The organism is Kitasatospora sp. NBC_01250 (genome assembly GCF_036226465.1).
Taxonomy (GTDB): Bacteria; Actinomycetota; Actinomycetes; order Streptomycetales; family Streptomycetaceae; genus Kitasatospora.
In genome coordinates this window covers 6274722-6295048 of the sequence record NZ_CP108476.1, presented here as the reverse complement: position 1 = coordinate 6295048, position 20327 = coordinate 6274722, and the positions used below count along the sequence as shown (strand labels likewise).

The following is a 20327-nucleotide window of genomic DNA, read 5'->3' as shown; positions in this document are numbered from 1 at the left end:
ACGATCATCGGATTGGCGCCCATAAATTGCTTGCTCAATTGCGCAAGTTTTCAGCCAGCACAATCCGCCGCACCACCCGGCAGCACGCCGCGGACCCTCCCGCACCCACGTTGTCCGCAGCGGTGCCCAGCAGGCAGGATGGACAGCTATGACGCACGTGATGGCGAAGGGCGCCAACATCTCGCTGACCGCGACCGCGGTCCGCGCCGTGCTGCGCTGGAGCGCGGCACCGGGGACCCCGGACCTGGACGCCTCCGCGCTGCTGCTCGGCGCCGCCGGCAAGGTCCGCTCCGATGCCGACTTCGTCTTCTACAACCAGCCGCGGCATCCTTCGGGCACGGTGCGTCACCTGCCCAAGCACCAGAGCCCGGGCGGTGAGGAGATCACCGACGCCATCGAGGTCGACCTCGGGAAGCTGCCGGCCGAGGTCCACCGGGTGGTGCTGGCCGGCTCGGTCGAGGGCGGCGACTTCCGCGCCGTCCGCGGGCTGCGGGTGCTGCTCCACGACGCGGCCGCGCCCGGCGCCGAGCCGCTGGCCGAGTTCCCGGTCAACGAGACCGAGCCGGTCTCGGCCCTGGTCTGCGCCGAGCTCTACCGGCGGGACGGCGGCTGGAAGTTCCGCGCGGTCGGTCAGGGCTACGCCTCCGGCCTCGGCGGTCTCGCCACCGACTTCGGGATCGCGGTCGAGGAGGACGCCGCTCCCACCGCCACCGCCCGGCCCGAGCCGGCGCCCCCGGCACAGCACCCCGCCGCGCCCTCGGCGCGGCCCGCTCCGCGCACCGAGGAGCCCGGCACCTACACGCTCGCCCCGGCCGTCCCGTCCCCCGCCGCCGGCATCCCGGCCGTCCCGTCCCCGGCCGCCGGCGCCCCGACGCCCCCGCCGCCCGCCGCCGCGCCCGTCACCGCCACTGCGCCCGCGCCCACCAGCGCGCCCGGGTACGGCTACCCGCAGCAGCCGCCGACCGCCCCCGCCTACCCGCCGGCTCCGCCGCACCAGCCCAGCTACGGCTACCCGCAGCAGCAGCCCCCCTACGGCTACCCCCAGCAGCCGGCCCCCGCCCCGGCGCCCGCCCCCACGTACGGCTACCCCCAGCAACCGCCGCCCTACGGCTACCCGCAGCAGCCCCCAGCGCCCCTGCCGTCCCAGCCCACCCAGGTGCTCGACCCGGACTTCGCCCTGCCCCCGCAGGGCCCCCAGTTCCAGCCCCGCTGACCCCGCCCCGCAAGGGCGCGGACCCCGGCTACTCCTCCTTGTACCCCCGCTGCCAGTCCATCCCGAACCCGTACAGCCGGTCCAGGTCCGACTGGAACCCGTGCACGTACCGCACCTCGCGACGGACCATCAGCTCCCCGTCCCGGTTCTCGATCAGCACCACCGCGCACGAACGGGCCGCCGCCGCCCGCTCGTCCAGGTTGATCTCCAGCCGCGGCCCGCTCGGCGGCACGATCTGGATCTGCGCGTGCGTCTGGTCGAAGGCCGGCGTGCCGTCGTAGATGTAGACGAAGATCAGCAGCCGCTTGAACTGGTCCTTCTTCTCCAGGTTGATGTACATCGTCTCGCCGGACGGCGCCCCGTACTGGTCGTCGCCGCTCAGCTTGATGTAGGGCGGATGCTGCAGGTCCCCGAAGAACTTCCCGAGCGGCTGGACCACGCCCCGGGTCCCGTCGGTGAGTTCGTACATGCAGGCGAGGTCGAGGTCGACGTTCTCGGCGCCGCCCTGGGTGGTCTCGGTCTGGGACGGGCGCAGCAGCCGGGGCTGGAGCAGCTTGCGGCGCAGCGCGCCCTGCGAGCCGGAGACCAGACGGGCGGTCCAGTGCAGGTTGACGTAGAGGGTGCCGGTGGTCGCCCCGGAGGTGGTGATCGAGTGCTGCGGCCGGGACTTGGTGAGCGTCACCTTCCCCACCTGCCCCATCATGTCGGGCAGGTTCCGCTCGCCGCGCAGGTACTCCCAGATCGTGGCCATCCCGACCGCCCCCAGCCCAGAGGTGTCGCCGTCCGGCTCCGGCGCCGGACAGCTGACGAGTCATTGTGCACTGCGGTCCATACCCAGCAGCGGCTCTGAGCCACCGTCGGTTTCGAACACGACACCGGCTGTCCGGTCCGCCGCCGGCTCTGCCACCCGAGCGGCGGATAGCAGCACGATCGTGACTCCCGTACCATGCCGCCCCGCCAGACGCGATATCGTCTAGCCGCACAGGTGTCCCCGTCACCCGCGCGAGCTCGACACGGCCTGGCCCCACCCGTCCCGTCAGCGCGTTCCTGCGTGCACGACGGACCATCAGGGCGGGTGCTCGCTCTGGGAACTGACGCCGTTCCGGCCATCGCCGGGGACCGTCCACTCCCACCCGACCGCGGAAAGCAGAGGCCAACGCCGCAATGTCATTCTCGTCCACACAGCTGGCCTGGGTCGTCGTCGGCGGCGCGGCCCTGCTCGTCATAGCCGTCCTGACGGCCACGCTGCGCTTCAAGAGTGCCAAGACCCAGGAGAACGGGGACTCCTGGGAGCGCAGCGAGGAGCGCCGCCGCCGCAAGGAGATGGTGTACGGGATCTCCTCCTACGTGCTGCTCTTCTGCTGCGCCGGCGTCGCGGCCGCGCTCTCCTTCCACGGCCTGGTCGGCTTCGGCACCCAGAACCTGGGCTTGTCGGGCGGCTGGGAGTACCTCGTCCCGTTCGGCCTGGACGGCGCCGCGATGTTCTGCTCGGTGCTCGCCGTGCGCGAGGCCAGCCACGGTGACGCGGCGCTCGGCTCCCGCCTGCTGGTCTGGCTCTTCGCCTTCGCCTCGGCCTGGTTCAACTGGGTGCACGCGCCGCGCGGCGGCGACCACGCCGGTGCCCCGCAGTTCTTCTCCGGCATGTCGATCTCGGCCGCCGTGCTCTTCGACCGCGCGCTCAAGCAGACCCGCCGGGCGGCGCTGCGCGAGCAGGGCCTGATACCGCGTCCGCTGCCGCAGATCCGCATCGTGCGCTGGCTGCGCGCCCCGCGCGAGACCTACGCCGCCTGGTCGCTGATGCTGCTGGAGAACGTCCGCAGCCTGGACGAGGCGGTCGAGGAGGTCCGCGAGGAGCGGCAGGCGAAGCTGGACGCCAAGGTGCAGGCACGCAGTGCGGACCGCCGCGAGCGGGCCGAGCTGAAGGCGATCTCCCGGGGCGGTGTGCTGGCCCGCACCCGCGGCGGGCGCCAGGTGCCCGCGCTGACCGCCGGCGCCGGCGACGGCCAGCCCGCTTCGGAGCCTGCCCTAGCCGAAGCCGCCCTCACCGACCACGCCGTGACCGAAGGCGCACCGGCCGGCTCCGACGCCACCCGCAGCACCCTCGGCCGGTCCGCACTGGAGCCCGCCGCGCTCTCCGCCTCCCCGCGCCGCACGGCCGTCGGCGGCAGCCGCAGCGCCTCCGACAGCATCGACCTGACGGCCGAGGACGACACCCTCGCGCTGCCCAAGCTCGACTCCCCCTTCGACTCCCTGGAGCGCAAGCTGCGCGCCATGGAGAAGCGCCTGGGCTGAACCCCCGGCGGGCGGCACGGACAGGCCGCCGCCCCGGGAACGACGGGAAGGGCCCTGCTCGTGCGAGCAGGGCCCTTCCCGTCGGTGGCGGCGACCGGCGGTCAGCGCTTGCCGACCGCCGTCGGCTCCGGTTCGGCCACCGACTCCAGCGCAGCGGTGCGCCGGTTGCGCAGCATCGAGGAGGCGAGGGCGGCGCCGATGAAGGCCACGCCGATCAGCCCGGTGACGATCTCCGGGATCTTGTACTCGATCGAGATCAGCAGGATCGCCGCCAGCGCGCCGATCGCGTAGTGGGCGCCGTGCTCCAGGTAGACGTAGTCGTCCAGGGTCCCCTTGCGGACCAGGAAGACGGTCAGCGAGCGGATGTACATCGCCCCGATGCCCAGGCCCAGGGTGATCTGGAAGATGTCGTTGGAGATCGCGAAGGCGCCGACGACCCCGTCGAAGGAGAACGAGGCGTCCAGCACCTCCAGGTACAGGAAGAGGAAGAACGCGGCCTTGCCGGCCACCTGGACCAGCGACTTGCCGGGCTTCGCGGCGGCACCGGCCCCGGCGGCACCCTCCTCCTCGGCCTCCTCGTCACTCTCCTCGGCAGCCTCCATGTTCGACTCGAAGACACCCGAGAGCCCGTTGACCGCGAGGTAGGTCGCCAGCCCCAGCAGCCCCGCCAGCAGGACCGTTTCCGCGTGCCCCGCCGCGAAGAAGCGGGCCGCCAGCGCCAGCGCGACCAGTGCGATCACCGAGGAGAGCGCCTCCAGCCGGCCGATCCGCTCCAGCGGGCGCTCGATCCAGCGCAGCCAGTGGTAGTCCTTCTCCTCGAGGATGAAGTCGAGGAAGATCATCAGCAGGAAGGTCCCGCCGAACGCGGCGATCGCGGGATTGGCCGCTTCCAGATGCTGGGCGTAGGTCAGACCGTGGTACGTGTGGCCGGAGTTGAGCGCGAGGTCGATCACCGTGCTCGGGCCGATGTGCGCGGTCAGGCCTACGACCAGCAGCGGGAAGAGCAGCCGCATGCCGAAGACGGCGATCAGCACGCCCACCGTCAGGAAGATCTTCTGCCAGAACGGAGTCATCCGCTTCAGCACTGTGGCGTTGACCACGGCGTTGTCGAACGAGAGTGAGATCTCCAGGACCGCGAGGATCAGCACCACGCCGAAACCCTCGGCGCCCCAGATCAGCCCGGCCGCGATCAGCCCGGCGACCGTGGTCGCGAAGGACCATCCGAAAGTGCGGAGGAACACGGTATTACTACCTTTCGGTGACATGGCGCGCCGAGAATTTGACGATGCCTTTACTGTACGTTGACCCCAAAGTCGAGGGCGATTCCGCGCAGACCGGACGCGTACCCCTGGCCGACCGCCCGGAACTTCCACTCGCCCTGGTAGCGGTAGAGCTCGCCGAAGATCATCGCGGTCTCGCTGGAGGCGTCCTCGGTCAGGTCGTAGCGGGCGATCTCCTGACCGCCGGCCTGGTTGACCACCCGGATGTAGGCGTTGCGGACCTGGCCGAAGCTCTGCACCCGCGCGTCCGCGTCGTAGATCGAGACCGGGAAGACCACCTTGTCGACCTGCGCGGGCACCAGGTCCAGGTTGACCACCATCACCTCCTCGTCGCCCTCGTCACCCTCCTGGCCGCCGACCAGGTTGTCGCCCAGGTGCTCGACCGAGCCCTCCGGGCTCTTGAGGTTGTTGTAGAAGACGAAGTACTCGTCGCCGAGCACCCGGCCGCCCGAGCAGAGCAGCGCGCTCGCGTCGAGGTCGAAGGGCGCGCCGGTGGTCGACCGGGCGTCCCAGCCCAGGCCGATCTGAACCTGGGTCAGGCCGGGCGCGGCCTTGCTCAGCGAGACGTTGCCGCCCTTGGCGAGCGTGACACTCATCGTCGTCTTTCCTCCCACTCCCTGGCAGCCGGCACCGTGCGGTGAGACACAGAGGGCGAACTCCACATGTACGCCCTCCGGCCCCCGAACGGTTCCGAACCGCCCACTGAACATGCTGAACTTCGAACCTATCAAGGGGGCGGAACCCCGCTTCAGCCCGGCGTTCGGGTATCCGGCCGCCGGGCCACGCGCTCCCCGGCCGGGCCGTCAGCGGACGCACCTTTTCGCCGTACGCACGGCAGGACCCCGGTCGCCCGAGCGGGCGACCGGGGTCCTGGTCGGGCCATCCGTCCGAGGTGCCGTCAGACGTTCACACCGAAGTCCTGGGCGATGCCGCGCAGGCCCGAGGCGTAGCCCTGGCCGATGGCGCGGAACTTCCACTCGGCGCCGCTGCGGTAGAGCTCGCCGAAGACCATCGCCGTCTCGGTGGAGGCGTCCTCGGTCAGGTCGTAGCGGGCGATCTCCTGACCGCCGGCCTGGTTGACCACCCGGATGTAGGCGTTGCGGACCTGGCCGAAGTTCTGCAGCCGGGTCTCCGCCTCGTAGATCGAGACCGGGAAGACGATCTTGGCGACCGAGGCCGGCACGGCGGCCAGGTTGACCTTGATCGTCTCGTCGTCGCCCTCGCCCTCACCGGTCAGGTTGTCGCCGGTGTGCTCGACCGAACCGTCCGGGCTGGTCAGGTTGTTGAAGAAGACGAAGTCGCTGTCCTTGGCGACCTTGCCCTGCTCGGTGCAGAGCAGCGCACTGGCGTCCAGGTCGAACTCCGCGCCCGTCGTGGTGCGCGCGTCCCAGCCGAGGCCGACGAGCACCGCGGTCAGGCCCGGGGCCTCCTTGGTCAGCGAGACGTTGCCGCCCTTGCTCAGGCTGACACCCACAGGTTCCTCCAAGATGCGGGAGGCACCCGGGCGGCGCCTCGGCGGTGTGGCCGTCGAGCCCTTGGGACCGACCCACGCTCCGACCAACGGCCAGATCGTAGTACCGGGTTCCCGGACCGCACACTAGGCGGCCCGGCGTGGCTGGTGGGGATCTCCGGCCCCGGGCCCCGCCCGGGAGCCCCGGGCCGGAGATCCCCGCCAGGCGCCGCCTCAGAGCGCGGCGAGCACCGTGAGGTACTCCTGCTCGTCCCGGGCGTCCGGCAGGCCGTTGACGACCGACCAGCGCACCACGCCGGCCTTGTCGATCACGAAGGTGCCGCGGACCGCGCAGCCCTTCTCGCCGTCGAAGACGCCGTAGGCCTCGGAGACCGCGCCGTGCGGCCAGAAGTCCGACAGCAGCGGGTAGGAGAGGCCCTCCTGGTCGGCGAAGACGCGCAGGGTGAAGGGCGAGTCGTTGGAGACCGCCAGGATCTGCACGTCCTCGTTCTGGAGCCGCGGCAGCTCCTTCTGGATCGCGCAGACCTCGCCGGTGCAGACACCGGTGAAGGCGAAGGGGTAGAAGACCAGGACGACGTTCTTCTCGCCCCGGAAGTCGGAGAGCTTGACCAGCTCGCCGTGCTGGTTCTTCAGCTCGAAGTCCGGAGCCTGGGTGCCGACCTCGATGGCCATGGTGAGACCTTTCTCAGCGGTGGGCGCGGCGCGCACCGTGCCCACGGGTTCCCGCGGGCGACGCACCGGCCGACCGCGCGATCATCCTCGCATCCGGGCTCCGGATTTCGGCCGTACGAGTGAGCCGGCACCACCCGGCAGGGGCGATTCACGGCCGATTTCGCCGCGAGCGAACAACGGTCTCGGTGATCCCGACAAACCGGCCGCGCAGACGGCGGGACCCCGCTGGAGGCTCCTCCAGCGGGGTCCGTCAGGCTCCGGGTGCGCCGGGCTCGGTGCGGCCCGACGCGGTGCGGCCCGGCTCAGTGCGGGCCGCGCTCAGGGTGGGCCGGAGCCGGGGCGGCCGGGCTCAGCGCCGGCCGGACTTCGCCGCCTTCGGCGTGGCCAGGCGGGTACCGGCCCAGTCCTTGGCCACCGTGATCGAGCTGGTCTGCGAGAGGCCCGCGGTCTGCGCGGCCTCCGCGACCTCGTGCGCCTCGACGTGGCCCTCACGGCCCTTCTTGGGCGTCAGCAGCCAGATCAGGCCGCCATCGGCCAGGTACTCCTGGGCGTCGACGAGGGCATCGGTCAGATCCCCGTCCTCCTCGCGGTGCCACAGCAGGACGGCGTCGGCGACGTCGTCGTAGTCCTCGTCGACGAGGTCCTCACCAGTGATCTCCTCGATGCCCTCGCGGAGCTCCTGGTCGGTGTCTTCGTCGTACCCGAGCTCCTGAACGATCTGGCCGGGCTCGAAGCCCAGCTTGTTAGCCGGGTTGGACTTGTCCGCGGGGTCCGCGGTCGCGCTCACGGGAATAACCTCCAGTATTCGGCCTGGCGTCGATGCCAGGGCTGTGGCCGTAGTCCACACGGGCGCGGCGGTTCGCGCAAGTACCCGACCCCCGATCCCACCCAAAGGTTGACGTCTCGTAGCAAGACACGCCGAGTCCTGTGCCGGGAATCACACCGATTTGCCCTTTTGCGGACCGTTCGCCCATGCTGCGGATGCCACTCGTCCGCCGGCAGGTTCGCGATCAGTCGACCGCCTTCCCGCCCGCGATACGAACGGCATTCGAGACCAGTACGACCACGGGCGTAAAGTCTCCTGTTGGCCCTCACCCCGACCGCCCGCCATCGGACGAGCGGGGCACCTGGAGCAGTCCAGGTACACAGGTCGGACCACCTCTTCGTAAGACCCGGTGGAGTCGGTGACGGCGATGACGCCCGAAGCGCCCCCACCTGACCGATTCGCCCACCAGGCGCTTCGGTTACCCATCGGTAGAGATGACGGATCTCCGAGTTGCGGTACACGATGGAGGCGGCGCGACACACCTCAGTTTCGACCGACAGTGAAGGAACAGCGTGGCTTCCGGATCCGATCGCAACCCGATCATCATTGGCGGCCTTCCGAGTCAGGTCCCGGACTTCGATCCCGAGGAGACCGCGGAATGGCTGGAGTCGCTCGACGCGGCCATCGACGAGCGGGGCCGTGAGCGCGCCCGCTACCTGATGCTCCGCCTGATCGAGCGCGCCCGCGAGAAGCGTGTCGCCGTGCCCGAGATGCGCAGCACGGACTACGTCAACACCATCGCCACCAAGGACGAGCCGTTCTTCCCCGGCAACGAGGAGATCGAGCGCAAGGTCCTGAACGCGACCCGCTGGAACGCGGCCGTGATGGTCTCCCGGGCCCAGCGCCCGGGCATCGGCGTCGGTGGCCACATCGCCACCTTCGCCTCCTCCGCGTCCCTGTACGACGTGGGCTTCAACTACTTCTTCCGTGGCAAGGACGCCGACGGCGAGTCCGGCGACCAGATCTTCTTCCAGGGCCACGCCTCCCCCGGTATCTACGCCCGCGCCTTCCTGCTGGACCGACTGAGCGAGCAGCAGCTCGACGCCTTCCGCCAGGAGAAGTCGAAGGCCCCCTACGGCCTGTCCAGCTACCCGCACCCGCGGCTGATGCCGGACTTCTGGGAGTTCCCGACCGTCTCGATGGGCCTCGGCCCGCTCGGCGCGATCTACCAGGCGCGGATGAACCGCTACCTGGAGCACCGCGGGATCAAGGACACCTCCGACAGCCACGTCTACGCCTTCCTCGGCGACGGCGAGATGGACGAGCCGGAGTCGCTGGGCCAGCTGTCGCTCGCCGCGCGCGAGGGCCTGGACAACCTGACCTTCGTCGTCAACTGCAACCTGCAGCGCCTGGACGGCCCGGTCCGCGGCAACGGCAAGATCATCCAGGAGCTGGAGTCGCAGTTCCGCGGCGCCGGCTGGAACGTCATCAAGCTGGTCTGGGACCGCAGCTGGGACCCGCTGCTGGCCCAGGACCGTGACGGCGTCCTGGTCAACAAGCTGAACTCCACCCCGGACGGCCAGTTCCAGACCTACGCCACCGAGACCGGCTCGTACATCCGCGAGCACTTCTTCGGTGACGACCTGCGGCTGCGCGCGATGGTCGAGAGCATGTCCGACCAGCAGATCCAGCACCTGGGTCGCGGCGGCCACGACCACAAGAAGGTCTACGCGGCCTTCAAGGCGGCCCGCGAGCACAAGGGCCAGCCGACCGTCATCCTGGCGCAGACCGTCAAGGGCTGGACGCTGGGCCCCAACTTCGAGGGCCGCAACGCCACCCACCAGATGAAGAAGCTGACGGTCGAGGACCTGAAGCGCTTCCGCGACCGCCTGCACCTGCCGATCACGGACAAGCAGCTCGACGAGGGCTACCCGCCCTACTACCACCCGGGCAAGGACTCCGAAGAGATCCAGTACATGCACGACCGGCGCCGGGAGCTGGGCGGCTACGTGCCGACCCGCAAGGTGCGGCCGCGCAAGCTGGAGCTGCCGGGCGACGACGCCTACAAGGGCGTCAAGAAGGGTTCCGGCCAGCAGACCATCGCCACCACCATGGCGTTCGTCCGCGTGCTCAAGGACCTGATGCGGGACAAGGGCATCGGCAACCGCTTCGTGCCGATCGCGCCGGACGAGTACCGGACCTTCGGCATGGACTCGCTCTTCCCGTCCGCCAAGATCTACAACCCGCTCGGCCAGACCTACGAGTCGGTCGACCGCGAGTTGCTGCTGGCGTACAAGGAGTCCCCGACCGGCCAGATGCTGCACGACGGCATCTCCGAGGCCGGCTGCACCGCCTCGCTGATCGCCGCCGGTTCGTCCTACGCCACCCACGGCGAGCCGCTGATCCCGGTCTACGTCTTCTACTCGATGTTCGGGTTCCAGCGCACCGGCGACCAGTTCTGGCAGATGGCCGACCAGCTGGCCCGCGGCTTCGTGATCGGCGCCACCGCCGGCCGCACCACGCTGACCGGTGAGGGCCTGCAGCACGCCGACGGCCACTCGCACCTGCTGGCCTCGACCAACCCCGGGGTCGTCGCCTACGACCCGGCCTACGGCTTCGAGATCGCGCACATCATGCAGGACGGTCTGCGCCGCATGTACGGCTCCTCCGCCGAGCACCCGCACGGCGAGGACGTCTTCTACTACATGACGGTCTACAACGAGCCGATCCAGATGCCGGCCGAGCCGGAGAACGTGGACGTCGAGGGCATCCTCAAGGGCATCCACCGCTACCAGGCCGGCACCGCGGGCCAGATCCCGGCGCAGATCCTCGCCTCCGGCGTGGCCGTGCCGTGGGCCCTGGAGGCCCAGCGGATCCTGGCCGAGGAGTGGAACGTCAAGGCCGACGTGTGGTCCGCGACCTCCTGGAACGAGCTGCGCCGCGACGCGGTGGAGGCCGAGGAGTTCAACCTGCTGCACCCCGAGGAGCCGCAGCGCGTCCCGTACGTGACGGAGAAGCTCTCCGGCGCCGAGGGCCCGTTCGTCGCGGTCTCCGACTGGATGCGCGCGGTGCCGGACCAGATCGCGCGCTGGGTGCCGGGCCAGTACCAGTCGCTGGGTGCCGACGGCTTCGGCTTCGCCGACACCCGTGGTGCGGCGCGCCGGTTCTTCCACATCGACGCGCAGTCGGTGGTGCTGGGCGTGCTGACCGAGCTGGCCAAGCAGGGCAAGATCGACCGCCACGCGCTGAAGGAGGCGATCGACCGCTACCAGCTGCTGGACGTGGCCGCCGCCCACCCGGGCGCTGCGGGCGGCGACGCCTGAGCCGGCCGGACCGTCGAACACCCCGAGGGCCGGACTCCTGCTGGAGTCCGGCCCTCGGGCTTTTCCACACCCGGGAGGCCCATCGTCCGGCCCAGTCCAGCGCGCCCGGCGGCCGCCCCGGTGGTGATGATCGCCCCATGCACGACGACGAGATCCTGGCCCGCGCGCGCTGGCTGCTGCGCGAGGTGCAGCTGTCCCCCGCCGAGGCGCACACCCGCCTGTTGGACTACTTCCCGGATCTGGAGCGCGAGGAGCGCAGCCGCTACCTGCGCGAGGCGGCGGCAGTGCCGGTCGAGCGCCCCGGCCTGACCGGCCGGCGCTAAGGCCGGACAGGCCTGGGGCCTCTCCGGCAGACGGCAGACGGGTGGCGCCCGGGCCCCGCCCGTCCCCACGAGCTCGTCGGCCGCGCGGGCGCCACCGCGACGAGATTATGTCAGCAGCTGACAATCGGCAATCAGTGACTTATGGTGCCCGATGAATCACGGCACGGCGTGCCGCCCGGGGGCAGCGGCTTCACCTCCCGGCCGGGCCCGGACCGCGCGCTATCGTGTCGGCATGTCCACCACCACCGCTGCCCCGCCCGCCGCGCCCCCGGGTCTGCGCGAGCGCAAGAAGCAGCGCACCCGGGACGCCCTGGTGGACGCGGCACACCGGCTCTTCCTCACCCAGGGCTACGCGCGCACCACCGTGGACGAGATCGCCGCCGCCGTGGACGTCTCGCAGCGCACCTTCTTCCGCTACTTCGCCAACAAGGAGGAGGCCGCGCTCGCGGTGCTGGCCGACGCCGAGCGGTACTTCCTGGAGCGACTGCGGGCCCGGCCGGCCGCCGAGAACCCGCTCACCGCGATGCACGCGGCCGTCTGCGAGTCCTGGCGCGACCTGCACGACGCGCACCGGCACGACGGGCGCGGCGTCACCGCCGCGCTGGAGCTGGTCGCGCTGATCGAGTCGACTCCCACCCTGCTCGCCGCCCACCTGCGCCGCTCGGCCGAGCAGGAGCAGCGGGTGGTCGAGGTGCTGGCCGCCCGCGAGGGGGTGGACCCGGCCACCGACCTGCGCCCGCGGCTGCTGGCGGCCACCTTCGGGGCCGTGATCCGCTCCGCCCACCAGGCCTGGACGGCCGCCGGGGGGTGTCCCGGCGCCGACGGCCCGGACGGCATGATCGCCATGATCGGGCGTCACCTCGACCAGCTCGGACCGGCGTTGGCCGGCGACTGGCACTGACGAACGAGCGGGTCGCACGGGGGTCACTGTGACTCAACCCACAGTTTAGGGCGGCTCCAGCACTCCTTCGGACCGAATACGCTGGCCGACTGAACGTTGTCTTGTCCCGGCCGCCGTGTGGATCCGATCACTCGATCGTCCCGGCCGCCATAGCACCAGGAGTTGACGCGAATGCAGCGCAGGCGGCTGAAGCGCATGCTGATCGGCGCTTTCGCGGCCTGCTCGGTGCTGGCCGACGCCGGCGCCGCGGCCGCCCAGGCCGCGGCCTCCAACGAGCAGGTCGCGATCACCACCCCGCCGGCCGGTTCCAGCGCCTGGGTGCACGACACCTCGCTCGGCCGTCCGCTGCCCGACCCGGCCACCGCCGACGCGGCCACCGTGGCAGGCTTCTTCGCCACACTCTCCGCCGCCCAGCAGGACCGCCTGGCGAACGCCTACCCGCTGGTGGTGGGCAATCTGGACGGCGCCCCGCTGCAGCTGCGCTACCGGGCCAACGCACTGGCGCTGGCGGCCGAGGTGGCCCGGGCCAAGGCCCAGGCCGCGGACCGCAGGGTGGACCCCACCACCCACGCGCTCGCCGTCTCCCGGGCCAACGACTGCCAGGCGCTGCTGGCCCCGGGCCGCCAGATCCTGGCCTTCGACCCGCGCGGCCGCGGCCTGGTCACCGAGGTCTTCGGCGACCTGGCGAGCGCCCAGCGCGTCTCGGTGATCGTGCCCGGCTCGGACACCGACCTCGGCCACCACGACCGCGCGGTCGACCCGCTGCGCTCGCCGGCCGGGATGGCCCGCGCGCTGCAGGCCGAGGAGCGCAGCCAGGAGCCGGGCGTGAAGACCGCGGTCATCGCCTGGACCGGCTACGTCACCCCGGTGGGCCTGGGCCCCGACGCGGTCACCTCCCGGCTGGCCGACGCCGGCGCGCCCCGGCTGGCCCGGCTGCTCGACGGCCTGGCCAGGACCAGCTCCCCCGTCGCCCCGCCGACCCTGATCTGCCACTCCTACGGCACCGTGGTCTGCGGCACCGTGGCGCCCGGGCTGCACGGCCGCACCACGGACATGGTGGTGCTGGGCAGCCCCGGCATGGGCGTGCAGAACGTGGACGAGCTGGGCGCCGGGGTCCACCTGTGGGCCACCCGCAACCCGAGCGACTGGATCGGCAACGTCCCCTACCTCCAGGTCGGCGGCCTGGGTCACGGGGCCGACCCGACCAGCGCGGACTTCGGCGCCGAGCAGATCTCCTCGGCCGGCGCCGCGGGCCACGTGGGCTACTTCGACCCCGGGACCACCAGCCTGCACAACTTCGCGGCGATCGCGCTGGGCGACTACCGGTCCGTCGTCTACCGCACGGGCTGACCCACCGCCAGGCGGGCGGCTACTCGCGGGCGGTGGCCGTGAAGGCCATGTCCGGGTAGCGGGTGCCGGCGACCTCGGCGGCCAGCGGCTCCAGCGCGGCGAGTTCGGCCGCGTCGAGCAGCAGGGTGGCGGCGGCGGTGTTCTCGGCCAGCCGGCTGCGCTTGCGGGTGCCGGGGATCGGAACCACCGTCAGGCCGTGCACCGCGGCGCGCTGGTGGACCCAGGCGAGCGCGACCTGAGCCGCCGTCACCCCACGCTCGGCGGCGATCCGCTGGATCGGGGCGATCAGCGCGGCGTTGGCGGCCGCGTTGTCCCCGCTGAAGCGCGGCTGGTGGCGACGGAAGTCGTCCTCGGCCAGCTCGGTGGCGCTGGCGAAGGCGCCGGTCAGGAAGCCCCGGCCGAGCGGCGAGTACGGGACGAAGCCGACCCCGAGCTCGGCGGCGGCCCCGACCACGCTCTGCTCCACGTCGCGGGAGAAGAGCGACCACTCCTGCTGGACGGCCGCGATCGGGTGCACCGCGTGCGCCTCGCGCAGCTCGGCCCCGGTCACCTCGGACAGGCCCAGGTGGCGGACCTTGCCGGCCTGCACCAGCTCGGACATCGCGCCCACCGACTCGGCCAGCGGGACCTGCGGGTCGCGGCGGTGCATGTAGTAGAGGTCGATCACCTCGACGCCCAGGCGGCGCAGCGAGGCGTCCACCGCGCTGTGGATGTAGCCGGGGTCGTTGCGGATGGCGCGGTAGTGCGGGTCGTCGGCCCTGCGCTCGATGGCGAACTTGGTGGCCAGCACCACCTGGTCGCGGTGGGCCCGCACGAACGGGCCGATCAGCTCCTCGTTGTGGCCCGAGCCGTAGATGTCGGCGGTGTCGAAGAGGGTGACCCCGGCGGCCAGTGCGGCCTCCAGGGTGGCCAGCGCCTCGGTGGTGTCGGTCGGGCCGTAGAACTCGCTCATGCCCATGCAGCCCAGGCCCTGGACGCCGACGAGCGGTCCGTCCGTGCCCAGGCGGGCGGTGGGGAGGCCGGCCGGGAGGTCGGCGGGGAGGGGGGACGTCGACTGCGTCATGCGGATTACTTCCCTGAGTAGAGGTCGATCTTGTGCTCGATCACCGCGAGGGTGGCGTGCAGGTCGGCGATCTTCTGCCGTACCCCGTCGCGGTGGGCCACCAGCAGGTCACGCCGCTCGTCGAAGGTGCGCTCGCCCCCGCGGGCGAGCTCGACGTAGCGCAGCATGTCCGCCACCGGCATGCCGGTCAGCCGCAGCCGGCTCAGGAAGGCCAGCCGGTTGAGGTCGGCGTCGCTGTACAGGCGGCGGCCCGAGTGCGAGCGGTCCACCGGGTCGAGCAGACCGATCCGCTCGTACCAGCGCAGCGTGTGCGCGGTCAGCCCGGTGCGGGCGGCCACCTCGCTGATGGTGTGGCGCAGCCGGTCGGTGGGTTCGGCAGGCGCGTGGTACTCGGCCAGGCCACAGCTGTTCAGCACCGGGTCGAGCGCGGACTCCACGGCGGGCAGGGCACTCATGACGGACTCCCCCGAAGGTGTGCGGCGTGATGCACTCGACGTTATCGAGTTCGAGTGCACTCGAAGCAAGCGGCTTCGGCCGCCGCACTACAGTTCCTGCCATGCAGAGCTTGCGGATGATCGAGGACTGGCCGGTCGACACGGCGGCGGTGGCGGTGGTGCGGGGCGCGGACGGCGCGCTGCTGGGCGCGCACGGCCCGCAGCACCACCGTTTCCCCCTGGCGTCGGTGACCAAACCGCTGACCGCCTACGCGGCGCTGGTCGCGGTCGAGGAGGGCGTCTTCGAGCTGGACGACCCCGCCGGCCCGGCCGGCTCCACGGTGCGCCACCTGCTGGCCCACGCCTCGGGGCTGGCGTTCGACGACAACCGGCCGATGGCCGAGCCGGGGACCAGGCGGCTCTACTCCAACGCCGGCTTCGACGTGCTCGCCGACACGCTGGCCAAGGCGGCCGGGATCCCCTTCGAGCAGTACGCCGCCGAGGCGGTCTTCGAGCCGCTGGGCATGACGGACACCGTCATCGAGGCGACCCACCGCACCCCGGCCGGGGCCGGCGGCGTCTCCACCGCCGCCGACCTGGCCAGGTTCGCCGCCGAGCTTCAGGCCCCCCGGCTGCTGCACCCCTCGACGCTGGCCGCCGCCACCCGCGAGGTGGCCTTCCCCGGGCTCGGCGGGGTGCTGCCCGGTTTCGGGCACCAGAAGCCCAACGACTGGGGCCTAGGCTTCGAGATCCGCGACCACAAGGCGCCGCACTGGACGGGCGGCACCAGCTCACCCGAGACCTTCGGCCACTTCGGCCAGTCCGGCACCTTCCTGTGGGTGGACCCGGCCGCAGGGGTGGCCTGCGTGGCGCTGGCCGACCGGGACTTCGGGCCGTGGGCGGCCGAGGTGTGGCCGGTCCTCACCGACGCGGTGCTCGCCGAGCTGCGCGGCTGACGGCTACCCGACCTTCAGGTCGGAGTGCATCTCCCAGAGCAGCAGCTCGGCGCCCGCGGGTCCGGCCACCGGGCTGGCGAAGGCCTCCCCGGTGAGCCGCAGGCTGTCCCCCGGCTCCATCGAGCGGCCCACTCCGCGCGGGCCGGGGATGGTGCGGTAGCCGAGCGAACCCGCCGTCAGGTGCGCGTAGCGCCACTGGGCCTCGGGCAGGTCGGGCAGCGCCCGCCCGGGGCCGGCGGTGACCAGGTGCAACGCGGCGTCCGAGCGGCGCAGCCGCAGCGCCTCGGTGCCGGCGTCGCGCTCCATCCCGGAGGCGAGCAGGGTGACCGCGTCCGCGGTCCGCGCCACCCGGCGCAGGCCGTAGGACGGCTCGGAGTCGAAGACGTCGGGCTGCAGCCACATCTGGACGAACCGGACCGGGACGTCGGCCCCGCCGACGTTGCGCTCGGTGTGGCTGGTCCCGCGCCCGGCGCTCAGGTGCTGGACCATCCCCGGGCGCACCACCCCGGCGTGCCCGTCCCCGTCCCGGTGCGCCAGTGCGCCCTCCAGTACCCAGGTGACGATCTCCACGTCACGGTGCCGGTGCGCCTCGAACCCGGCGCCGGGCTGCAGGGTCTCCTCGTTGCAGGCCTGCAGCGCGCCGAAGTGAACGTTCTTCGGGTCGTAATGCCCCGCGAACGAGAAGGCGTGCCGGGTTTCGACCCCGGGTGCGGGCGTCGAGCGGTAGCGTTCGGCGGTACGGCGCAGGTCGGCCCTAGGGCGCGCGGGGTCGGTCATCTGACCCACCGTAGCGGTTGTGCGCGGCCCCATCCGCGTGCAGCGCGAGGGGGGCGGGCGCGAGGTCGGCGCGCGGTGAGGCAGTCTTGTCCCTGTGCCAGCCCCCTCAGATCCAGAAGCTCCAGCGGGCCCGGCGGCGAGCGAACAGTCGCCGCCCGCCAAGCGGCCCGTACGCAAGACCGCCACCTCCGGTGCCACCGCCACCGAGCGCCGGCTCGCCGCCGAGCGTGCCGAGCTGCGGGCCGCCACCCTGAAACGGCTGGAGAAGTCGGCCGGCAAGCTGGCGACCGCCGCCATCGCCCGGATGGACGACCAGCTCGGCTGGTACCGGCGCATGCCACCGGAGCACCGCTCCTGGATCGGCCTGGTCGCCCAGGCCGGTATCGCCGCGTTCACCGAGTGGTACCGCCATCCCGAGGCCCCCCAGGCGATCAGCACCGACGTCTTCGGCACCGCACCGCGCGAGCTGACCCGGGCGATCACGCTGCGCCAGACCGTGGAGCTGATCCGCACCACGATCGAGGTGATGGAGGAGGCGATCCCTGAGGTCGCCGCGCCCGGCGACGAGGACGGCATGCGCGAGTCGGTGCTGGTCTACGCCCGCGAGATCGCCTTCGCCACCGCCCAGGTGTACGCCCAGGCGGCCGAGGCGCGCGGCGCCTGGGACGCCCGGCTGGAGGCCCTGGTGGTGAACTCGCTGCTCTCCGGCGACGCCGACGAGGGCGTGCTGTCCCGGGCCGCCGCCCTGGGCTGGGGTCAGCCCAGCCAGGTGCGGGTGGTGATGGGCAGCGCCCCGGACGGCGACAGCGAGGCAGTGGTCGAGGCGATCCGGCGGGCCGCCAGGTACGCCCGGCTGCACGTGCTCACCGGGGTGCTCGGCAAGCGCCTGGTGGTGGTGGTCGGCGGCGAGAAGGAGCCGGTGCACGCCGCGCGCGCGCTGATCGGCCAGTTCGCGCCCGGTCCCGTGGTGATCGGCCCGACCGTCGGCGACCTGCTCTCGGCGACCCGTTCGGCCCATGCCGCAGCCGCCGGTCTGCGGGCCTGCGCCGCCTGGCCGGATGCCCCGCGCCCGGTGCTCGCCGACGATCTGCTCCCGGAGCGCGCGCTGGCGGGCGACCAGGTCGCACGCCGTCAGCTGGTGGAGGAGATCTACACACCGCTGAACGAGGCCGGCTCGGCACTCCTGGAGACGCTGAGTGTCTATCTGGAGCAGGCGTCCTCCTTGGAGGGTGCCGCACGGATGCTCTTCGTCCACCCGAACACCGTGCGCTACCGGCTACGTCGTGTGACTGACGTCACCGGCTACGCACCCTCGGATGTGCGTTCGGCCTTCACGCTCCGCATTGCGCTGGCCCTGGGTCGGCTGGACTCCACCGGGGATTGAGTCAGTCCTCCTGTAGAGACTCCACAATCCGAGGTCCTTATCTTCGTTACCGTCGCCTACCCGCCCACGGGCGCCTGGCGAGAGAGGGTTGAACCGTGCTCGTAATCGTCGCCCCTGGACAGGGTGCCCAGACCCCCGGATTCCTCAGCCCCTGGCTCGAGCTGGACGGCGTTGCCGACCAGCTGCGCGCCTGGTCCGAGGTGGCCGGCCTCGATCTGGTGCACTACGGGACCGAAGCCTCGGCCGAGGAGATCAAGGACACCGCCGTCGCCCAGCCGCTGCTGGTCGCCGCCGGCCTGGTCACCGCCCGTGCGCTCGTCCCTGATGAGCAGGACGCCGGCAAGCTGATCGGCGCCGTGGCCGGCCACAGCGTCGGTGAGATCACCGCCGCGGCCGTGGCCGGCGTGCTCGGCGCCGCCGACGCGCTGACCTTCGTCCGTGAACGCGGCCGGGCGATGGCCGAGGCCGCCGCGGTCACCGAGACCGGCATGCTCGCGGTGCTGGGCGGCGATCCGCAGGAGGTCGCGGCCAAGCTGGCCGAGCACGGCCTGACCGCGGCCAACAACAACGGCGGCGGCCAGATCGTGGCGGCCGGCACGCTGGACCAGCTGGAGGCGCTGCGCGCCGACCCGCCGGCCAAGGCGAAGCTGGTCGCGCTCAAGGTGGCCGGTGCCTTCCACACCGAGCACATGGCTCCGGGCGTGGCCCGGCTGGCCGAGCTGGCCCCCAGCCTGACGGTGGCCGACCCGGCGCTGCCCTACATCTCGAACAAGGACGGCGAGGTCGTCCAGTCCGGCGCCGAGGTCCTGGCCCGGCTGGTCGCCCAGGTCTCCAACCCGGTCCGCTGGGACCTGTGCATGGAGACCATCGAGCAGCTCGGCGCGACCTGCGTGATCGAGCTCTCCCCCGCCGGCACGCTGACCGGCCTGGTCAAGCGCAACGTCAAGGGCGTCGCCACGCTGGCCCTGAAGACCCCGGCCGACCTGGAGAAGGCTGCCGCCCTGGTGGCCGAGCACGCCGGTGAGGAGAACGCCGCATGACCGCCGCCCAGCAGATCCGACCCGTCGGCGGTGCCGCGTTCGCCCGGATCCACGGTGTCGGCGGCTACCGTCCGGTCCGGGTGATCCCCAACAGCGAGGTGCTGACCTGGATCGACTCCTCCGACGAGTGGATCCGCACCCGCAGCGGCATCACCGAGCGCCGCTGGGCCGGCCCGGAGGAGACCGTCACCGAGATGTCGGTGCAGGCCGCCGGCAAGGCGATCGCCCAGTCGGGCATCGACCCGGCGCAGATCGGCGGCGTGATCGTGGCCACCGTCTCGCACTTCAAGCAGACCCCGGCGGTGGCCACCGAGATCGCGCTGCGGCTGGGCTGCGGCACCGCGCCGGCCTTCGACATCTCCGCGGCCTGCGCCGGCTTCGGCTACGGCCTCAACCTCGCCGACGGCATGATCCGCGGCGGCAGCGCCGAGTACGTGCTGGTGATCGGCGTGGAGCGGCTGAGCGACCTGACCGACGTGCATGATCGTTCCACCGCCTTCATCTTCGGTGACGGCGCGGGCGCGGTCGTGGTGGGCCCCTCGGACACCCCGGGCATCGGCAAGGTCATCTGGGGTTCGGACGCCTCCCAGAAGGACGTCATCACCCAGACCGAGGCCTGGGACACCGCCTTCGCCAAGCCGGACGCCGTCAACGGCCACAGCGAGCACCCCGAGGCCGGCCCCCGGTGGCCCGCGCTGCGGATGGACGGCCAGCCGGTCTTCCGCTGGGCGGTCTGGGAGATGGCCAAGGTGGCCCAGCAGGCGCTGGACGCCGCCGGGGTGAGCGCCGACCAGCTCGGCGCCTTCATCCCGCACCAGGCCAACATGCGCATCACCGATGCCATGATCAAGGCCCTCAAGCTGCCCGACTCGGTGCCGGTCGCCCGCGACATCGCCGAGACCGGGAACACCTCGGCGGCCTCCATCCCGCTCGCCATGGAGCGGATGCTGGAGAGCGGCGAAGCCAAGAGCGGAGACCTCGCCCTGATCATCGGGTTCGGGGCGGGTCTGGTCTACGCTGCGGCAGTCGTTACCCTCCCATAGGCACACATAGCGCCTTACGTACCGTCAAACCGGCGCCGA

The 20327-nt window shown here is 71.9% G+C and carries 19 protein-coding genes; 10 read left to right on the top strand and 9 right to left on the bottom strand.

Annotated features, from left to right (window positions below; genetic code table 11):
- Positions 1–148: 148 nt before the first annotated feature.
- Complete coding sequence (locus OG500_RS26590) at positions 149–1213, top strand: TerD family protein (protein WP_327069383.1); 1065 nt, start codon at positions 149–151, stop codon at positions 1211–1213.
- A gap of 28 nt (positions 1214–1241) precedes the next feature.
- On the opposite strand, the gene OG500_RS26585 is transcribed toward OG500_RS26590, so the two are convergent.
- Complete coding sequence (locus OG500_RS26585) at positions 1242–1964, bottom strand: TerD family protein (protein ID WP_442789235.1); 723 nt, start codon at positions 1962–1964, stop codon at positions 1242–1244.
- A gap of 413 nt (positions 1965–2377) precedes the next feature.
- Here OG500_RS26585 and OG500_RS26580 point away from each other — a divergent pair, with 413 nt between their 5' ends.
- Complete coding sequence (locus OG500_RS26580; protein WP_327069382.1) at positions 2378–3505, top strand: DUF2637 domain-containing protein; 1128 nt, start codon at positions 2378–2380, stop codon at positions 3503–3505.
- Between the two features lie 101 nt (positions 3506–3606).
- Here OG500_RS26580 and OG500_RS26575 read toward each other — a convergent pair whose 3' ends face one another.
- From OG500_RS26575 to OG500_RS26555, 5 genes are all read right to left on the bottom strand, one after another.
- A complete protein-coding gene (locus tag OG500_RS26575; RefSeq protein WP_327069381.1) occupies positions 3607–4746 on the bottom strand; it encodes a DUF475 domain-containing protein in 1140 nt (379 codons plus the stop codon).
- A gap of 50 nt (positions 4747–4796) precedes the next feature.
- Positions 4797–5381 (bottom strand): TerD family protein, encoded by a 585-nt coding sequence (locus tag OG500_RS26570; protein ID WP_327069380.1) that lies wholly within the window; start codon positions 5379–5381, stop codon positions 4797–4799.
- A 302-nt stretch (positions 5382–5683) separates the two neighbouring features.
- On the bottom strand, positions 5684–6259 hold the full coding sequence (locus OG500_RS26565; RefSeq protein ID WP_327069379.1) for a TerD family protein: 576 nt from the start codon (positions 6257–6259) through the stop codon (positions 5684–5686).
- A gap of 210 nt (positions 6260–6469) precedes the next feature.
- Positions 6470–6928, bottom strand: a complete 459-nt coding sequence (locus OG500_RS26560; RefSeq protein ID WP_327069378.1) for a peroxiredoxin — start codon at positions 6926–6928, stop codon at positions 6470–6472.
- 349 nt (positions 6929–7277) lie between these two features.
- Positions 7278–7715 carry a DUF3052 domain-containing protein gene (locus OG500_RS26555; RefSeq protein ID WP_327069377.1) on the bottom strand — a complete coding sequence of 146 codons (438 nt, stop codon included), beginning with the start codon at positions 7713–7715 and terminating at the stop codon, positions 7278–7280.
- A 551-nt stretch (positions 7716–8266) separates the two neighbouring features.
- Here OG500_RS26555 and aceE point away from each other — a divergent pair.
- The 4 genes from aceE (at position 8267) to OG500_RS26535 (ending at position 13591) form a co-directional block, all read left to right on the top strand.
- A complete protein-coding gene (gene aceE / locus OG500_RS26550) occupies positions 8267–11017 on the top strand; it encodes a pyruvate dehydrogenase (acetyl-transferring), homodimeric type (protein ID WP_327069376.1) in 2751 nt (916 codons plus the stop codon).
- A gap of 137 nt (positions 11018–11154) precedes the next feature.
- Positions 11155–11340, top strand: a complete 186-nt coding sequence (locus OG500_RS26545) for a hypothetical protein (RefSeq protein ID WP_327069375.1) — start codon at positions 11155–11157, stop codon at positions 11338–11340.
- Positions 11341–11572: 232 nt separating this feature from the next.
- Complete coding sequence (locus tag OG500_RS26540; RefSeq protein ID WP_327069374.1) at positions 11573–12241, top strand: TetR family transcriptional regulator; 669 nt, start codon at positions 11573–11575, stop codon at positions 12239–12241.
- Between the two features lie 171 nt (positions 12242–12412).
- The gene (locus OG500_RS26535; RefSeq protein ID WP_327069373.1) at positions 12413–13591 is read left to right on the top strand and encodes an alpha/beta hydrolase; all 1179 of its coding nucleotides are present in this window, start codon (positions 12413–12415) and stop codon (positions 13589–13591) included.
- 19 nt (positions 13592–13610) lie between these two features.
- Here OG500_RS26535 and OG500_RS26530 read toward each other — a convergent pair whose 3' ends face one another.
- The gene (locus tag OG500_RS26530) at positions 13611–14654 is read right to left on the bottom strand and encodes an aldo/keto reductase (RefSeq protein ID WP_329583873.1); all 1044 of its coding nucleotides are present in this window, start codon (positions 14652–14654) and stop codon (positions 13611–13613) included.
- Between the two features lie 5 nt (positions 14655–14659).
- Entirely contained in the window at positions 14660–15109 is a 450-nt protein-coding gene (locus OG500_RS26525; protein ID WP_327069371.1) for a MerR family transcriptional regulator, read from the bottom strand.
- A 101-nt stretch (positions 15110–15210) separates the two neighbouring features.
- Here OG500_RS26525 and OG500_RS26520 point away from each other — a divergent pair, with 101 nt between their 5' ends.
- Complete coding sequence (locus OG500_RS26520; RefSeq protein WP_327069370.1) at positions 15211–16044, top strand: serine hydrolase domain-containing protein; 834 nt, start codon at positions 15211–15213, stop codon at positions 16042–16044.
- Positions 16045–16047: 3 nt separating this feature from the next.
- Here the strand turns inward: OG500_RS26520 and OG500_RS26515 are convergent, their stop codons facing one another.
- Positions 16048–16821 carry a pirin family protein gene (locus tag OG500_RS26515; protein WP_327069369.1) on the bottom strand — a complete coding sequence of 258 codons (774 nt, stop codon included), beginning with the start codon at positions 16819–16821 and terminating at the stop codon, positions 16048–16050.
- 235 nt (positions 16822–17056) lie between these two features.
- Here OG500_RS26515 and OG500_RS26510 point away from each other — a divergent pair, with 235 nt between their 5' ends.
- The 3 genes from OG500_RS26510 to OG500_RS26500 all read left to right on the top strand — a co-directional run bounded on the left by OG500_RS26510 (position 17057) and on the right by OG500_RS26500 (position 20288).
- Entirely contained in the window at positions 17057–18205 is a 1149-nt protein-coding gene (locus tag OG500_RS26510; protein ID WP_327071699.1) for a PucR family transcriptional regulator, read from the top strand.
- Between the two features lie 95 nt (positions 18206–18300).
- Complete coding sequence (locus tag OG500_RS26505; RefSeq protein ID WP_327069368.1) at positions 18301–19245, top strand: ACP S-malonyltransferase; 945 nt, start codon at positions 18301–18303, stop codon at positions 19243–19245.
- A complete protein-coding gene (locus OG500_RS26500; RefSeq protein ID WP_327069367.1) occupies positions 19242–20288 on the top strand; it encodes a beta-ketoacyl-ACP synthase III in 1047 nt (348 codons plus the stop codon). Before OG500_RS26505 ends, OG500_RS26500 begins: the two co-directional genes overlap by 4 nt.
- Positions 20289–20327: the final 39 nt, after the last annotated feature.

What these genes read in the sequence shown, in the direction of transcription:
- OG500_RS26590 (WP_327069383.1), top strand. Translation starts at nt 149, where the DNA reads ATGACGCACGTGATGGCGAAGGGCGCCAACATCTCGCTGACCGCGACC.
- OG500_RS26585 (WP_442789235.1), bottom strand. Translation starts at nt 1,964, where the DNA reads ATGGCCACGATCTGGGAGTACCTGCGCGGCGAGCGGAACCTGCCCGAC.
- OG500_RS26580 (WP_327069382.1), top strand. Translation starts at nt 2,378, where the DNA reads ATGTCATTCTCGTCCACACAGCTGGCCTGGGTCGTCGTCGGCGGCGCG.
- OG500_RS26570 (WP_327069380.1), bottom strand. Translation starts at nt 5,381, where the DNA reads ATGAGTGTCACGCTCGCCAAGGGCGGCAACGTCTCGCTGAGCAAGGCC.
- OG500_RS26560 (WP_327069378.1), bottom strand. Translation starts at nt 6,928, where the DNA reads ATGGCCATCGAGGTCGGCACCCAGGCTCCGGACTTCGAGCTGAAGAAC.
- OG500_RS26545 (WP_327069375.1), top strand. Translation starts at nt 11,155, where the DNA reads ATGCACGACGACGAGATCCTGGCCCGCGCGCGCTGGCTGCTGCGCGAG.
- OG500_RS26540 (WP_327069374.1), top strand. Translation starts at nt 11,573, where the DNA reads ATGTCCACCACCACCGCTGCCCCGCCCGCCGCGCCCCCGGGTCTGCGC.
- OG500_RS26535 (WP_327069373.1), top strand. Translation starts at nt 12,413, where the DNA reads ATGCAGCGCAGGCGGCTGAAGCGCATGCTGATCGGCGCTTTCGCGGCC.
- OG500_RS26530 (WP_329583873.1), bottom strand. Translation starts at nt 14,654, where the DNA reads ATGACGCAGTCGACGTCCCCCCTCCCCGCCGACCTCCCGGCCGGCCTC.
- OG500_RS26525 (WP_327069371.1), bottom strand. Translation starts at nt 15,109, where the DNA reads ATGAGTGCCCTGCCCGCCGTGGAGTCCGCGCTCGACCCGGTGCTGAAC.
- OG500_RS26520 (WP_327069370.1), top strand. Translation starts at nt 15,211, where the DNA reads ATGCAGAGCTTGCGGATGATCGAGGACTGGCCGGTCGACACGGCGGCG.
- OG500_RS26515 (WP_327069369.1), bottom strand. Translation starts at nt 16,821, where the DNA reads ATGACCGACCCCGCGCGCCCTAGGGCCGACCTGCGCCGTACCGCCGAA.
- OG500_RS26500 (WP_327069367.1), top strand. Translation starts at nt 19,242, where the DNA reads ATGACCGCCGCCCAGCAGATCCGACCCGTCGGCGGTGCCGCGTTCGCC.